This is a genomic window from Mucilaginibacter sp. P4_E8, from assembly GCF_056401495.1.
Genome location: NZ_JBFUJG010000119.1, coordinates 1 through 16314, shown reverse-complemented (window position 1 = coordinate 16314; position 16314 = coordinate 1). Strand labels below are relative to the sequence as shown.

The window sequence follows — 16314 nt, the reverse complement described above, 5'->3', positions numbered from 1 at the left end:
GTAATACGCACACTATAGCATCATAAAACAAAAAAAGCGGCTTGGCCGCTTTTTTTGTTTTATGAATAGAGTTTCTTTCAATGCGTTTTATAACTCGCTATATCGTTATAAATACTGCGGAATGAGCTGCGTATACCCAATGTAAGCATAGCGGTTTTATCATGAAACTGGCTATTTTTTTCGGAACGGTACATCCCTCCCAATTCAAAACGCAGGTTATATTTAGGATTAAGCAAATAAGCTACCTTGGTTTCAATGTAAATCATATTGGTGGTTAATCCCTGACCAGTGTAGTTACCCAATGCCCTTGCAGGATCAACATATACCTGGAAAAGATCCTTTCCGTAATTTACAAAATCAGTATCTAACCCATAGTGGCCATAATCAACCTCGCCCGAAAAATCAAATCTTTTATAGGAATAGTTCAACAAGCCAACAACTTCGCGAAAATTAGCCCCCCACGGATGTGCCAAAGGCTCACCATTTTCTGCATAGTTAATTACCGAGCTACGTTCTGAATAAGTATAAGGCTTAACATTATTGGTTTCAACCAGGTAATTTAATCCCTGTACACTAAACAGGTTTGCACCCCTCAACCCAAATTGCCACGCATATTTATTGCGTGAGCTGCCGTTGCTCGAAAAAAAGTTTTTGGCCTCAAATTCATCCAGGGCAAACTGGCCATAAGCCGTAATACCATCAGTAAGTTTATATTTACCCGTAAGACCTAACAGCGCATTATCCGGCGATCCGTTTGTTGCCTCAGCGGGCCTTAAAAATATTATAGGGTTTATATAAGTAAAATCAAATCCGCGTGTATGGCCCGCATCATCTTTAGCGGCCCAAATTACAGCATCAAAGAAACCAAATGAAAGCCGGTTGCTCACATTCCAATCCAGGTAATGGAACACGCCATACTTTTTACGGTCGCCACCATCAACTTTAATCGATAATGGGTCATTAAAATAAGCCCACATGGCCATATATTTAACATTACCAAGAGTGGCTGTTAATTTAAAGAACGGATATGGTGAAGCATAATCAGACAAAAGCTCAGAACGATAACCATCTCCTATAAAGGTTTTATCGCGCCCCCCGGTTATATTCAAATATTTATTAGGGGTGTATGACACTAATCCTGTGATATATGACCAGCGATATTCATTGCCATAAATACCTGCGTAAGCCTGCCCGGGTGCTATACCTATTTGATTGGTATAGGTGGCCATGTAGCCAGGTAATACCGCCCGGTTTTCATAAGCACTTATGTTGTAATATAGCTTGCTGCCAACTGTACCACCTAATTGTAAGCCAAGTGTAGCAAAATTGGTATTCCTTTTTCCCTCAAAATCCCGGCTTAGGTTAAAATCAGGTAACAGATCAGTATAAAAAGTATAACCATCCCCTTTAACATCAATCTGGTGCTGGTTAAAAAACTTTCCCTTAAGTCCATTGATGTTCATTAAAGAATCGTAATGATACTTTAACAGGGAATCATCAGCAAACATTGGTTTTAATGAGCTATGTACCCGGGTTTTGGTTGAATAAACGTCGGCGTTAAGTTTTTGGTAAAATTGATAGGAATATGGCTGATATACTGATTGTGCTTTTACAACTTCGCTTATCAAAAGTAATAGTATAACGCTGGTAAATATTTTCCTCATATATAGAATTGGTAATATAAATAAAGGTTATTCAAAATAATTAAGAGTTTTAAAACCACCTTTTTTTAGATATTCGTCTTTTTTAACCAAATGCAGATCTGATTGCATCATATCAGTAACCAGCGCCTGCAGGCTATATTTAGGTTTCCATCCCAGTTTTTCAAAAGCTTTTGATGCGTCACCAATTAACAAGTCTACCTCAGTAGGTCTGAAATATTTAGCATCAACCTTAACAACGGTTTGCCCAAATTTCAGGTTATCCATATTTAAACCCAGTTCGGCAGCTTTTTGCTGGTCAATATCAATAATCACGCCACGTTCATGCTCATCTTTCCCGCTAAATTCCACTTCAATACCTAACTCATTGAATGCCATCTTTATAAAATCGCGCACGGTGGTAGTAATACCGGTGGCAACAACAAAATCATCGGCCTTATCCTGCTGCAGCATTAGCCACATTGCTTCAATATAGTCTTTGGCATGTCCCCAATCGCGTTGCGCAGAAAGGTTACCTACGTAAAGGCAATCCTGCAGGCCGAGGGCAATTTTTGACGCGGCACGTGTAATTTTACGGGTAACAAAAGTTTCGCCCCTGATAGGGCTTTCGTGGTTAAACAAAATACCGTTGCAGGCATACATGCCATATGCCTCACGATAATTTACAATTATCCAATAACCGTATAGTTTTGCCACTGCATAAGGCGACCGGGGGTAAAACGGGGTGGTTTCACTTTGCGGAACAGCCTGTACCAAGCCATAAAGCTCTGATGTTGATGCCTGGTATATACGTGTTTTTTTTGTCAATCCTAATAATCTAACAGCTTCTAAAATTCTCAGGGTTCCTATTCCATCGGCATTTGCAGTATACTCAGGAGTATCAAAACTTACCTTTACATGGCTTTGAGCTGCCAGGTTATAAATCTCATCAGGTTGTACTTCCTGTATTAATCTTATTAAGTTGGTTGAATCTGTAAGGTCGCCGTAATGTAGTTTAAACTTTACATTAGGTTCATGCGGATCATGATAAAGATGATCAATCCGCTCCGTATTAAATAATGACGACCGCCGTTTTACACCATGTACCTCATATCCTTTTTTAAGTAGAAATTCGGCCAAATATGCTCCGTCTTGTCCTGTTATACCTGTTATTAAAGCTGTTTTCATTAATTTTAATACGCTAAACTTATATTATTACAATATTATCCAAATTAATTGTAAAAACTTGTTTAATCAGGGATAAAAGTACTATAGGTAATAACTGACCCGGCAAAAATTACAATTATACTTGGCGTGGTTAAATACCAGAAACTTCATTTTCCAGTTCCTGATACCATTCCTGCCCATACTTGCGTATAAGCGGGTCTTTTAAAAATTCGTGTACACGAACCTTAAGTTCATCACCAAATGAGCATGCAGGGCTACAAATGCTCCAACGGTCATAGTTCAATACATCAAACTCTGGGTATGTGGTGATACGGATAGGATATAAATGACAGGAGATAGGTTTTTTCCAGGTGATGGCGCCCTGCTCATATGCTTTTTCGATACCACATTTGGTAATACCGTTTTCCCATATTACATAAGCGCACTCTTTATTTACATCAACGCAGGGGGTGGTATAATCACCTTCAAAATCCTTTACGTGGGTACCTACCCTTTCAATGGTCCTGATACCTTTTTCGGTAAGGTAAGGTTTTACCTTAGGATATATTTCTTTTAAAATATCAAGTTCATCGGCATTTAGCGGCGCGCCCGAATCGCCTTCCAAACAACAGGCGCCTTTACATTTGTTCAGGTTACAAACAAAATTTTCTTTCACTACATCCTCATGCACCAATACGTTACCAACCTCGATCATATTTTTATTTACTTTTTTTTATAGGGTTTAAAGGATACTTAAGGCCGGTAGCGTCCTGCAGATCCATTGTTATACTGCCTAAGATAACTTCCACATGGGCCTTTACGGGTATCCTGTTGCCATCATTAGTTATCCAAAGGTACAATTTACTATCCTTCCTGAAAATACGGCCCGGAATAATGGTTGGATTAAATTTAAGACAATCAAACTTACCCATAGAACAGTCCACCACTTCTGTACCAACATAGGTTATACCCATAGAGTGAAAGCCGCCCTCTAAAAAATACTGCATCTCAAACCTATCGCCGACCTTCATTTTTGAGACATCAATAGTACGGGCAAAATAATAGGCCGATACAAAATCAAATGTTTTCCCTTTATATGGAAATGTACCTTTATTGGCAGTCACTTTATCGGTCTTATGATCAAAGCTCACATTATCGGTATGCTTCCACTTTCCTTCGCGCCTGTTCTCTGTATAAAAATAAGGCTCCAACGTATTTTGATCAACGTATGACTCATATTTGTTGCGCACCTTATAAAAAAAATCAAACGAGCCTGCCGTTTTACCTTCGGCAATCAAGTGAAATGCAGATTGTCCGGTAAACTTTTTATCACTTGCTTCAACCCGTATATTGGCTTCGGCAGCAGTAAAAATCCCGTATTTCATTTTATAGCTCAGCTTTTCGCCTACCTTAAAAACAGGTTCACTTATTTTTGTAAGTTCCTGCGAAAAAGCATTACTATAACAGGAAAGTAAGAATAAGGTATAAAAAAAGTATTTTCTCATTATCACAGCTTGCTTTAATAAATATGGCCTGGCATTATTGGCGTGAAGATATGACAACTGCTACTATAAATGGTTTAAATCCATTTTTATTGCGCTGACCTATAAATACCGCTTTGACAGGTACATTCATTAAAAAAAGCAAGCCCTTAATCTTTCCGCTTATAGATAGGTACGGTTGAGCAAGGTTCGCCAAACATGAGGCTTTTTACTATAGGTGTGAGTTTTTTAGTTAGTTCAACATAAGCAGAAACAGGTACAGCAGTATCGCCGCAGCCTTTTAATACTATACGCTGATCACGATATTGTTCAAAATCGGCTTTTGACATCTCTTTTTCAAACAATACTGTTTCCAAAACATCCTGATCACCAAAAACAACTTCGCGGGCATATGGGGCCATCCGGTTGGCCAGCAGCATATAGGCCCATGCCGGTACAATGGCATCGGCTGTACAGGTAATTCCTACGTTTTTACCAGCATACTGTGTCCAGTCGTGTTCTTTTATAAAATCCCTGAAATCTTTTTCACGTAATATAAGACCGTGGAACAAGTTATCTTTAATATCATAAATAACACGGTCGCCGGCAGGATAAAAAGCAGCAGGATCTAAAGTGACCAAACCACTTTGAGCCACTTTATTCACTATATTTTCCTGTATATCCATAATTATAAATGCTAAATCCGAAATCGAACATTCGAAATCCGAAATCAAAATAATTCCTAAATAAAAAATCCGGGAACACCTTTAAGTTGATCCCGGATACAAAATTACTTTAAAATTTCCTTATAACAGTTTAGCCCTGTTATCTTTTACATTAGCATTATCTTTCAACGCATCCAGTATTTGTCCTTCTGAACGCTGTAGTAAAGTTTGTGCTATTTGTTGTTTCTCTCTTACATTATTGGTAAGTGCTGCAGGATTAGTAAAGCCATCCACAACATATACATAAACACCTTGCTGTCCGTTAACTGGTTTTGAAAGCTTGTTTACCTGTGAACCAAATATAGAGCCGATAACTTTATATTCAATTGACGCGCCAGGGATAACGGGATTTGCAAACACAATGTTCTGTACAGGAACAACCTTGCTGCCCGCTTTTTGAGCTACCTGATCAATTGTTGAAGATCCGTTCAATGCAGCCTGGAATTTTTCGTTCAGCTGTTTAGCTTTTACTTCGTTACGTACAGCAGGTTCAATTTGTTTTTTAACCGCATCAAGTGATAATAAGCCTTTAGGTTTAATTTGGCTTAAACGGGTAATGATATATTGATCGCCAACAGTAAATACCTTATCGGTAATATCACCTTTTTCAGCTTTGTACGCCCATCTAACCACATCTCTTGCATTATCCAAACCTGGCAGGCTTGTAGCCACACCGGTAACATCTTCGGCAGTTTGCTTTTTCAAGCCTTCTTTTTTAATCTCGGCATCAAAGTTATCCTTTGTTAAGGCACCTAAAAATGCCTGGGCTTTGCTGTAAGCTATTGTTTGTGTTTTACTGCTGGCCTGTATTGGTTTATCAACTACCGCAACTTTTACAACTTTTACTGATCCTTTTTGATCTTCGATCTGGATAAGATGTACCCCAAACTGTGAGGTAACTACAACCAGATCGCCTTTATGGGCATTAAAAGCCGCATTGGTATACTCAGGAGTAATTTGTCCCTGGCCACCGCCCATTGCACCATTAACATCAAACGCTGGTATTTCTCCGCCTTTAGCGCCACTTCCCTTATCAACTGAAAAAGTTAAAGCCAGTTCGGCAAATGATTTGCCACCCTGAATTAACTTTTTCAGGGAATCGGCTTTAGCTATCGCTTTATCAATACCGCCTTCAGTAGCCGGGTTAATTAATATATGTTTTGTTTTAACCGAATCAAAGGTGGTTTTAACATCTGTAAGCTTAGCTAATTTATAGCTGCCGTTTGATATATACGGACCATAAACAAATCCTTTAGCCGCATTAAACATCAAAGTATCAAGCTTTGGCTCAAGCGCGCCTTTTTTCTGAAAAGCAACAGGCGTTTTTGTTTCAGCGTTTATTTGAACAAAAAGTGAGTCATTGGTACTGGTTTTAAAACTTTCAGCAAGTTTATTAACCTCCACTTTTAAAGCTGCGCTATCTTCTTTTGAAGGTGCAGCATTAAAGCTTACATACTCAAATGACCTCAGATCCTGCTGATTTTTAAACTCAGCTTTATGGGTGTTGTAATACGTGTTATAGTCATCATCAGTTAAAGTAACCTTAGCATCAGGGATCGAAGCATAATCAAGTGTGACATACTTAAAGTTTACCAGCTTATTTTTAGCTTCGTAATCATCCTTAGCTTCCAGCGAGTTAACATACAAGCCACTGGTAACCAAAGCCATGTACTTTGTTGCCTTTTTTGCTTCGATCAATTGTATTAAGAAATCGGTCCAGGCTTGTTTTTGTGTAGGATCGGCTTTGCCTGATTGTAAATAGCTCAAAAACTGGTTAAGCTTGTTTTTATCAAAAGCCCCTGTTTGAGGATCTGAAAACTGACGTGCAATCTGAGGGTCAGGATTGTTACCATTAACCATCGATGCGCTTTCGTCGCCACCAACCACAATACCTATCTTTTCAATCTCCTTGTTAAGAAGGATCTGGCTCAGATACTGGTTCCAGGTTGTTTCCTGAATGTAACTGGTGATCTGCGGCGAGATATTTTGCCCCGACTGTTTAAACTGTGCAGTGTTCTGCTCCAGTTTTTTATTAAATTCATCATAAGGAACTTTTTCGCCATTTACTACGGCCAATTCATTACTATCGTCCCTAAAAAAAGACCCGCCAGACCTTACCACCTCGCTTATAATAAAAGCAAGAAGCGCGAAACCAATAAAAAATGCGAGAATCTTCCCCATTCTTTCGCGCAAATAACCCATTATACCCATATACTTTTTATAATTATTTTTCTATCCTTCAAAAGAGGGCGCAAGATACAATTTTTAGTAAAATTCTATAACACAAAATTTTCCTGAAAAAAAAGCGCTATTGCGTTGCATTTTCATCAACATGAAATATACCCTTGCTGTTCCTAAGCGTAGGGTGCAGAAACTTGTCGTCGCTCTCAAAATTATCACCATTCATTATATTCCCTCCATTCATGGTAACTTCTACATTTTTGTGGGAGTATACTTTTTTTGTTCCTGCATTCCAGAATAATTCCTCTGATTTGTAGGTTTCGCCTTTGGCATTGGTGGCCACCACATTTTTATGAAACTCATATAACTTATCGTCCTCATGCAATATGCCCGTATCGGCCACAATGTTACCCGATTCCTTTTGAGTTACCTTATCATAAAATACTATCCTGATCCCTTTTGGTGCAACCTTATACGGTTTTTTGGTTTGGTATTGCAATAGCAGGGGAGCTGTTAAATGCAACTGAACTTTTGCCGAGTCGCTCATAATGAGGTCGACTCCGGTGGTAGGTTCCACAATTATACCAACCTCGTTTGATGCTATTTCTTTAACCTTATTCAGGTCATTCTCGCACGATGATATAAAAAGGGCAAACATGGGCAATAACAACAGGCATAAGCCATGTAAATGTTTCACCCGGTTATACATAACGCTGCTGATTAATCAAATTTATATTTTTGGAACCACCTGTCATTAAGTGTAAAGCCCAAATGAATATTAACATAATTTTCCCTCACCAGGCCATTCACCAACGAACCTCTTTTGCCTACCTCTGCCGAAATGTTGATCTTATAAAAACTACCATTATTAGGTCTCAAAGGTAAGCCTAAACCTGCGGTAACAGCATATCTTTTAATTTGGGTATTATTAACGGTCATATAGGTTTCGTCATATATAGCACCTAAACGATAATCAACCGAGGACAGGTAATTACGGAGTGTTGCAATATTGGGAGTATACTGCCCGCCAATGTTAAATGTTTTGTTATTCTGCAAGCCCTGGTTTACGCCTGCTATACTAAGATCAGACCATTTACCCATAGAATAGTCGGCTCCAATCAAAAACTTTCCGTCGCTTTGAAATGATATACCAAAACGGTTTATCTGCGGAAGTTTTATTTTTGATTTAGGATCCTGTCTGTTTATAAGGCTGTCGGCAGCAACGTTCTGATTGCCACTACCATCGTTATAATACTGGCTTACAATAAAGCTGCTTTGTGTATTAAGTTTTGAGCCGGCTGATGCTGAATATCCCAATACCAGGTGTTTTGTTTCTGAAAAATCAAACGAATATTGAACTCCATAATCATAATTTAAACCACCAATGGAATTACTTTGTTCGATTTTTGAATTTATAGTTCCTACAAGATTAGGTATCTCTGTAGTACTGATATCTTTTAAAGTACCAAATATATAGGATACGTTACCACCTAATAAAAGGTGTTTGCCTATACCAAATCCGTAACCCAAATAAGCCTTTGACAGACCGCCATCGCCGCTATAGGTATAATTAGTAATGTTGGTATCAGCTGGTGATGTAATACCGGTGCCTTTAACAGATTTTGTATAGTTATAGCCTCGTTCGCTGTAAGGAAGCAAGCCAAAGCTAAATGCCGAACGTTTTGATACCGGTATAGCAAAAGCTATGTGATCAAGTCTGAAATTACTATTTTTTTGACTTACCGAGCCAGTTTGGTTCAGGGTTAAAAAGTTACTGTAAACACCTATATCAATTGTAGTAAAGGTGATGGCACCGTACGAAGCCGGGTTAATAATATTGATATTATTAAATGGATTAACAGAATTGGCAGTATTAGAAACACCTATCCGGTTGGTAGCTACACCAATACCACCCATACCTAAGCTTTGGATTGATGCCTGTTGATCAATATCGCCAATACCGTACCTTGAATATGGAGAACTTGAAGTTGCTGTTGATTGGGAATGTGCYGCAAATGCAATAACAGCAAATAAAAGTGTTATAAAAAACCTGGTATATTTAATCATTATGCTTTTGTATAGCTGCGTTTAATCCTTTTAAAACCAAATAAGGTTCATTTTTAATATAGGGGGCAAAGATGCTATTTTTCAATAGAGTATCAAAAAAAATACTATCGCCCCCGCTTAGTATAATATTCAGTTGCTGGCTATTATTTTTATAGCTTTCAATAAAGCCCGTTAGTTCATATTTTATTCCGTTTTGCACTCCTGAACGTATAGCAGTTTCTGTATCGTTTCCGTATGCGGTATTAAAGGCTGCATCAGTATTAATTAATGGTAAGCCGGCTGTATAATAATTTAAAGCCTTATAACGCATATTTAAACCTGGCGATATGCTACCGCCAAAATAATTTCCGCCGGCATCAATATAGTCATACGTTATACAGGTACCTCCGTTAATCACCAGGTTGTTTAAGCCGGGATAAATATGATTTGCACCTATAACTGCAGCTAAACGATCAGTACCAAGTGTTTCAGGGGTTAAATAATGGTTCTGTATGCTGCTTTTTATTAAGGCAGTGAAATAGGTAAGCGGAATTTTTGCTCCCAAACCAATTTGCCACGGCTCGATATGCTTCTTAACCGACGAGATTATCGCTCTGCCAACTTTATAATTATTCAAAAAACTATCCAGCGTATTCGCGTCAACAGTTTCAAACTGCTCAACTGCCAGCAACTCATCCAGCTTAAAAACTGCAATTTTTGTATACGTATTACCAATATCGATAACCAGATTGGTCATCAGGCCCTCACTAATGATAATATGGATTCAAAAATAGCCAATCCGTCTTCGTTGGCCAGCAAGCTATCGGCGGCACGTTCAGGGTGCGGCATTAACCCAAACACATTTCTGTTTGCATTGCAAATACCGGCAATGTTCTCTAATGATCCGTTAGGGTTAGCTTCTGCCACAATATTACCGGCCTCGTCGCAATACCTGAACAATACCTGCTCATTATCGTTAAGGGCCTTTACTACATCAGCATCGGCAAAATAATTACCTTCGCCATGGGCAATAGGAATTTTATATGCCTGCTCCTGCACTAATTGCGCGGTAAGCAATGATTTGGTTGTTTGTGGTTTTAAATAAATATTGCGGCAAATAAACTTACGGTTCTCGTTGTGCAATAAAGCACCATCCAACAGGCCGGCTTCTGCCAATATCTGGAAACCGTTGCAAATACCCATTACATAACCACCTTTTGCAGCAAATTGTATAACTTCCTGCATAATTGGTGAAAAACGGGATATTGCCCCCGAACGCAGATAATCGCCAAAAGAAAAACCACCTGGCAAAACAACAAAGTCAACGCCCTGCAAATCATGGTCTTTATGCCATAACCTTACTACCTGCTGACCCATTATTTTTTCTAATACATATATGATGTCTTCATCACAATTAGATCCGGGAAATATAACTACTCCAAATTTCATGTTACAAAACTAATATAACCGCTGAAATTTGAACGAATGTAAAAGTTAAAAATTGTTAAACTGAAAGCAGATGATGCTGATTAGCAGCAATAAAAACAGGCTTTCGTAAAACCATTTTTTGGTGGCATACAGAAAATAATAGGCAAAAAACACCGCGGCAGGCGCTATACACAATAAAAAGTGGTTTAAATGGAACGCGGCATTTACATAAAATGAAAACGCCCCTATTAAAAAAATAAAAAATAACAGCTGGAAAGATTTACGTGTTTGCACATAACTTTTAAAGAAATTTTTCTGTAATTTAAAAAAACAGAGCACCAATATCATTATTACAGGTATAAGCAGCAGGTAATTATAGGAGTTTATGCTGATGTGATCAGGAAATTTTTTACCTAACGGAAGCCAGATGTTGTAAAACCCCTTTAGGCGATCATTCAGGTAATAAAAAACCGCCAGGAAAAAAAATATGGTGACATAACCCAATATACCGGCTATCCACTCGCGCCAGTTAAAGGGTTTAAAAAGTACCAGCGCTATCCATATCACTAAAAACAGATAAATAAAGGGCAAATAGATCAGGGAGCCCAATGCCACAATCATGCCCATATCGTAAACGGTTGATTTGGCATCATCCCCCTTATACAAACTAAATAGCTTGAACAGCAGCCATATGATCAAAAAATTACAGATGAGCGGGGCACTCAACATTAAAAATGGGGTAAACAAACCCGACAGGGTTACATACATTAACGCCGGTAAAAAGGTAGGCTTGCCCAATAAGTTATAAAAGTTGATCAGGTAATTAAGCAGCAAAGCCTGTATAAACACTAATACAGCAGCCAATAATACATTTGAAACCGGCGAAAAAGCATATTCGTACGAGATAGGTACCAGCAGCCTGGCAAAGGGCTCCACAAAAATGAACTCCAGCTTATCGGGCACATGAAACAAATAGCCTATGCGCGACAGTAACAATACAATTGCCAGCCACAAAACATTCAACGGATTAAAGGCTCTGAAAATATTGATCATAAAGGCGCGCTATTTTGCGGCGTAAAATTAGCAGAAAAACCTTTTATGCTACAATGCTTTGTGGCTTTGCATACTGCTTTATTAAATTGTCAACTATCCGGGCGGTTTCATCAGGAAAATTTACAATTACTTTTTTGTCGTCCTGTATCCAGTTATTGAGGTGGGCCGTAAATTTTTCATTTATCTCATTAATAACCGGCACACCCATTTTTGATGCGGCCAGGGCGTTACACTGCTGCTCATACTGCCCCTTCATGGGTATCATCAACACTTTCTTTTTCAGGAACAAGGCTTCGGCCGGCCCTTCAAAGCCACCGCCGGTTAGCAGGCCTTCGCAATTGGCAAGACTTGTATTAAAAGCCTCGTTATTTACCGGAAATATCTCCACATTGCCTGATTGATAAGGTATTTTTTGGCGTTTTGAAAAAATTTGCCATTTAGCATCAGTTACCTTGCTTAAATGTTTTAACAGCGTTTTATCATCATAAGCAGGCAGATAAACTGTATAATGCCCCAGGTTGGCCGTTTCCATTTCACGGATGCCGCTCCTGATCACCGGGGTATGTATAAAATCATCATACCGGTCAAAATGGAAACCTACATGATAGGTAGTAGGCGAATAATATTTAAACAGCCACTCCGCATAGTTCCACTTAGCGGGCCGCGGTGTTTTTGGCGACACAAATGAACACTGATGACTTAACGATACCGACGGTACCTTTTGCAGCCGGCACGCCCAGGCGCTTACGGGTTCAAAATCGTTTATAATAAGATCATAGTGGTTCAGGGGCAGGCTATGCATATCTCGCCAAAGCTGGCGTAGGTTCATGATTTTAAATGTGGCCCAATTATCTACCCCGCCATTGGTACCAAACACAAAGCTAAAGCCATGAAATCTGTATTTAAGAGGCTGGGTTAATGAAACCTCGGCCTCGGTACCGCTTATTAACAGATCAACCTCGCCATATTGTTGCAATAAAGGCACAATTTCGCGGGCCCGGCTTATATGTCCGTTACCGGTTCCCTGTATAGCAAAAAGTATTTTCATGGTAGTAAGCGTGTTCAAGCCCCAAACTGAGATAGCAGATCATCCATCTCCGTTAGGTTTTAAACGTCAATTTTCACAGTTTAATTTGTGGGGGTCAAGTTAGTAATTAGTATCAAGTAGTTAGTATCGAGTATCAAGATTTCTTGTGAACAGCAGATAGCCTTTTAAGTCGTGATACTTGATACTAACTACTCGATACTATTAGTGAGGTTCCTGTTTAAAACGTTCAAGCAGGCTTTTAACATCCAGCTTGGCATCCAGATCTTCGGCATCGGTTTTATCGTCTTCGTCGGCATCGGTTTTAAAATCATCAGGGTTGTATTTGAATATTTTCCATTCGCCTTCATAATACTCCAATGCGGTAAGGCTCTCTACCCAATCACCCGAATTTAAATACAGTACAGAACCTGTTTGTTCGGTATTTGTTATTTCCCTGATCTCGGCATGGTGTATATGCCCGCATATTACATATTTATAATCTTTATCTACAGCCAGGTCGGCGGCGGTTTGTTCAAACTGGTTTATAAATTTTACCGCTTCCTTAAACCGGGCTTTTATTTTTTGCGAAAAGCTCATTTTTTGACGACCAAGAGCGGTTAAAAACCAGTTGGATAAGCTATTGATCAGGATAAGGGTATCATACCCTACCGCGCCCAATTTGGCCAGCCATTTGGAGTGCTGCATGGTTACGTCAAATATATCGCCGTGAAATATCCACGCTTTTTTGCCATCAATGTTTAATACAATTTTATTGAGCAGCTGAAACGACCCCAGGTTAAAATCGGTGAATTTGCGCAACATTTCATCATGGTTCCCGGTTAAGTAATGTACAGGTATGCCGTCTGTAACAAACTTAAGTATGCGGCGCACCACCTTCATGTGGGCCTCGGGCCAGTACGATTTACTAAACTGCCATATATCAATAATATCGCCGTTTAGGATAAGCATTTTAGGTTTTACGCTTTTTAAATATTTAAGCAGCTCTTTGGCGTGACAGCCGTATGTACCAAGGTGCACGTCAGATATTACTACGATATCAACTTCACGTTTCGACATTAAAATTGGGGGGTTACATTCTCATCCGGCAAATAATACCGGTTAATATTTACACTTGAATTGTTGAACAAACGATTACTCGTCGTCTTCGTCTTCATTAACATTCAGTTCATAAGGGCTGATATAAAAGGCGCCAACTAAAAGCAGCAAACCCATAACAACCAAATACGCATATTCAAAATTCATCATTAAATGATTTTAACAAATGTCGGTAAACTAAATTATTTAATTGTTAAGACTCTGTTAAATGTAAAAGGTTTCAAGCAATGTGAAATTTTCTTTTTATCTGCTCCAATTGTTTTAAATGATGCTGTAAGTGTATCCTGGTGAACCTGAACCATTGGCGGGCATTAAGCATACCCAAACGGGGGTGTTTATAACGGACATCGGCCGGTGCATTTGCGATAAGCGGCATGATGGTTTCAACACGCTGGCGGCATTTAATAATTAAGTTCCGGGCATCTTCCTTACTGATCTTTTCAACGATTATGCCATCGAGCGATTTGATCCTTACTGGCGGAAAACATCCAAACAACAGCGTAAAGCGCCCCTGTATTGATAACCCCTGATTGGTAGGTGGGCAATTGCTGTGAGCGCAGCGCTCCATGGCAATTGAAGAACGTAAGGTGGCTTTCATGACGTGACTGTAAACTTCGGCCGCAGACCAACCGCCGCCTGATGGGGTTTCTGTAAATAATTCATCAATAATGGTATCTAACCATTCACGGTAATTATCAAATGCGGTTTCAATGGCCCTGTGCTCCTTTGCAATGCTCATAATAATAAAGTTAGCTGTTTTAAATAATAAATAATGTGCCGTTAAATATTAGCAATGTATTGTTGAGCAACAGGGGCTTTTTACTTTAAACAAAAAAACCTCATGTCATTTCGAACCCTCGTGTATAGGGTACAGCATAGAGAGGGTGAGAAATCTTTTACACCCATAAAATGCATGGCATATAAGATTTCTCCTCGCGCCACCGGCACTTCTTCCTACACATGCTCGTCGAAATGACATTGTTTTATAATATGGTGATCAACTCTTTTAAATGAGTTATCTGCACAGGCACATCATCAGGTTTGGGTGCATTAAACGGATTAAAATAAATAGCATCCATACCAAAATTCAATGCCCCGTATATATCAGCTTCCAGACTGTCGCCTATCATCAGGCTTTCATGTTTATTTGCACCGGCCAGGTTAATGGCATATTCAAATATGGCCTTATCAGGTTTATTTACGCCAACATCTTCTGATATGATGATATGCTGAAAATAGCCTTCCAAATTTGTGCCTGCCATTTTTAATTTTTGCGATTCTTTAAAACCGTTCGAAATTAAATGCAGGGTGTATTTATCCTGCAGGTATTGCAGCGTTTCATGCGCGTGAGGGAACAGGTTGGTTTTAGTTGGGCAAAGCTTTACATAAGCGTCTTCAAAATCAGCGGGGATTGTTTCGGGGCGCAAGCCAAGTTCTATAAATGTCTTTTTAAATCGGGCCTCGCGCAATTCGTCTTTGGTGATCTCCCCAACATGATATTGCGCCCAAAGCTGGTGATTATGGCGGGTATAAGTTTCAATGAATAAATCGGCCGATGTTAGTCCGATAGTATGCAACTGGTGGATATGGTAAAGCTCCTGCAGGGCCTCTTCGGCATTTTTATCAAAATCCCAGATGGTATGGTCAAGATCGAAGTAGATATGTTTGTATTGTTTCATTTTGATTTCGGAATTCGGATGTTCGATTTGGGATGTATTTCTTGATTTAGAAATTCAATCAGCCATCATTAAAATAAATCCAAAATTAAACAATCCAAATTTCTAATTCCGAAATTGAACATCCGAATTCCGAAATCAAATTAAGCTTTTTCCCCAAAAGCCAGATCACCGGCATCGCCCAGGCCGGGTACTATGTACGCTTTGCTGGTCATTTCATCGTCAATGGCGCACAGCCATAATTTGGCTTTGGGCAAATTGGCACGTACATGGGCCACACCTTCGGTACTGGCAATAACGGCGGCTATGTGCAGCTCTTTAATTTTATATTGTGCCATTAACTCCTTACAAACCGCTACGATGCTTTGCCCGGTGGCCAGCATGGTATCGCACAAAATAAATATCTTATCATCAAGGTTGGGGGTTGATATATGATCAACCTGAATTATAAAATCTCCGGTCCGTTTTATTTTACGATAAGCGGTAATAAACGCTGATGGCGACTGATCAAAATACTGCATAAAACCCTGGTGAAAAGGCAAGCCCGCCCGCAAAATAACGCCCAATGCAGGCTGCTCCGCCGGTACACTTATAGTGGCTGTTCCCAACGAAGTTTGCACTTCTTTAACATCATATTTAAGGGTTTTACTAAGCTCATAAGCCAGTATCTGGCCCAGCTTTTCCTGGTTGCACCTAAAGCGCGCTTTATCCTGCTGAATATCTGCATCCCGTAATTCGGCCAAGAATTGGTTGGCAATGGTATTGGTTTTATTC

Annotated in this window: 16 protein-coding genes; all 16 read right to left on the bottom strand. The window is 39.4% G+C overall.

All coding sequences use genetic code 11. The features are described from left to right. Nucleotides 1-77: 77 nt before the first annotated feature. Nucleotides 78-1664 (bottom strand): gliding motility protein RemB, encoded by a 1587-nt coding sequence (locus tag AC1DRQ_RS24845; protein ID WP_477427825.1) that lies wholly within the window; start codon nucleotides 1662-1664, stop codon nucleotides 78-80. Nucleotides 1665-1691: 27 nt separating this feature from the next. Further along, complete coding sequence (gmd, locus tag AC1DRQ_RS24840) at nucleotides 1692-2828, bottom strand: GDP-mannose 4,6-dehydratase (protein WP_477427823.1); 1137 nt, start codon at nucleotides 2826-2828, stop codon at nucleotides 1692-1694. Between the two features lie 130 nt (nucleotides 2829-2958). Then, nucleotides 2959-3522, bottom strand: coding sequence for a DUF3109 family protein (locus AC1DRQ_RS24835; RefSeq protein WP_477427821.1), 564 nt, complete (start codon nucleotides 3520-3522; stop codon nucleotides 2959-2961). Between the two features lie 4 nt (nucleotides 3523-3526). Beyond that, on the bottom strand, nucleotides 3527-4312 hold the full coding sequence (locus tag AC1DRQ_RS24830) for a DUF3108 domain-containing protein (RefSeq protein WP_477427819.1): 786 nt from the start codon (nucleotides 4310-4312) through the stop codon (nucleotides 3527-3529). Nucleotides 4313-4458: 146 nt separating this feature from the next. Further along, complete coding sequence (locus tag AC1DRQ_RS24825) at nucleotides 4459-4974, bottom strand: DUF2480 family protein (protein ID WP_429400172.1); 516 nt, start codon at nucleotides 4972-4974, stop codon at nucleotides 4459-4461. 120 nt (nucleotides 4975-5094) lie between these two features. After that, entirely contained in the window at nucleotides 5095-7215 is a 2121-nt protein-coding gene (locus tag AC1DRQ_RS24820; RefSeq protein WP_477427827.1) for a peptidylprolyl isomerase, read from the bottom strand. Nucleotides 7216-7321: 106 nt separating this feature from the next. Then, nucleotides 7322-7891, bottom strand: a complete 570-nt coding sequence (gene lptC, locus AC1DRQ_RS24815; protein WP_477427816.1) for an LPS export ABC transporter periplasmic protein LptC — start codon at nucleotides 7889-7891, stop codon at nucleotides 7322-7324. A 23-nt stretch (nucleotides 7892-7914) separates the two neighbouring features. Further along, the gene (gene bamG / locus AC1DRQ_RS24810; RefSeq protein WP_477427814.1) at nucleotides 7915-9261 is read right to left on the bottom strand and encodes a BamG family beta-barrel-assembly machinery protein; all 1347 of its coding nucleotides are present in this window, start codon (nucleotides 9259-9261) and stop codon (nucleotides 7915-7917) included. After that, a complete protein-coding gene (locus AC1DRQ_RS24805) occupies nucleotides 9254-9997 on the bottom strand; it encodes a type III pantothenate kinase (protein ID WP_477427812.1) in 744 nt (247 codons plus the stop codon). Before AC1DRQ_RS24805 ends, bamG begins: the two co-directional genes overlap by 8 nt. Then, nucleotides 9997-10689 (bottom strand): phosphoribosylformylglycinamidine synthase subunit PurQ, encoded by a 693-nt coding sequence (gene purQ / locus AC1DRQ_RS24800; RefSeq protein WP_429400177.1) that lies wholly within the window; start codon nucleotides 10687-10689, stop codon nucleotides 9997-9999. The genes AC1DRQ_RS24805 and purQ overlap by 1 nt, the downstream gene beginning before the upstream one ends. Before the next feature lie 45 nt (nucleotides 10690-10734). Beyond that, on the bottom strand, nucleotides 10735-11721 hold the full coding sequence (locus AC1DRQ_RS24795) for a DUF6427 family protein (RefSeq protein ID WP_477427809.1): 987 nt from the start codon (nucleotides 11719-11721) through the stop codon (nucleotides 10735-10737). Between the two features lie 43 nt (nucleotides 11722-11764). Beyond that, a complete protein-coding gene (locus AC1DRQ_RS24790; protein ID WP_429400179.1) occupies nucleotides 11765-12769 on the bottom strand; it encodes a glycosyltransferase family protein in 1005 nt (334 codons plus the stop codon). Nucleotides 12770-12970: 201 nt separating this feature from the next. After that, complete coding sequence (locus AC1DRQ_RS24785) at nucleotides 12971-13825, bottom strand: UDP-2,3-diacylglucosamine diphosphatase (protein ID WP_477427807.1); 855 nt, start codon at nucleotides 13823-13825, stop codon at nucleotides 12971-12973. 259 nt (nucleotides 13826-14084) lie between these two features. Further along, on the bottom strand, nucleotides 14085-14603 hold the full coding sequence (locus tag AC1DRQ_RS24780; protein ID WP_477427805.1) for a DinB family protein: 519 nt from the start codon (nucleotides 14601-14603) through the stop codon (nucleotides 14085-14087). 244 nt (nucleotides 14604-14847) lie between these two features. Further along, nucleotides 14848-15543 carry a YjjG family noncanonical pyrimidine nucleotidase gene (locus tag AC1DRQ_RS24775; protein ID WP_429400182.1) on the bottom strand — a complete coding sequence of 232 codons (696 nt, stop codon included), beginning with the start codon at nucleotides 15541-15543 and terminating at the stop codon, nucleotides 14848-14850. A 140-nt stretch (nucleotides 15544-15683) separates the two neighbouring features. Beyond that, on the bottom strand, nucleotides 15684-16314 hold a 631-nt coding region (gene upp, locus AC1DRQ_RS24770; RefSeq protein WP_477427802.1), incomplete at its 5' end, for a uracil phosphoribosyltransferase.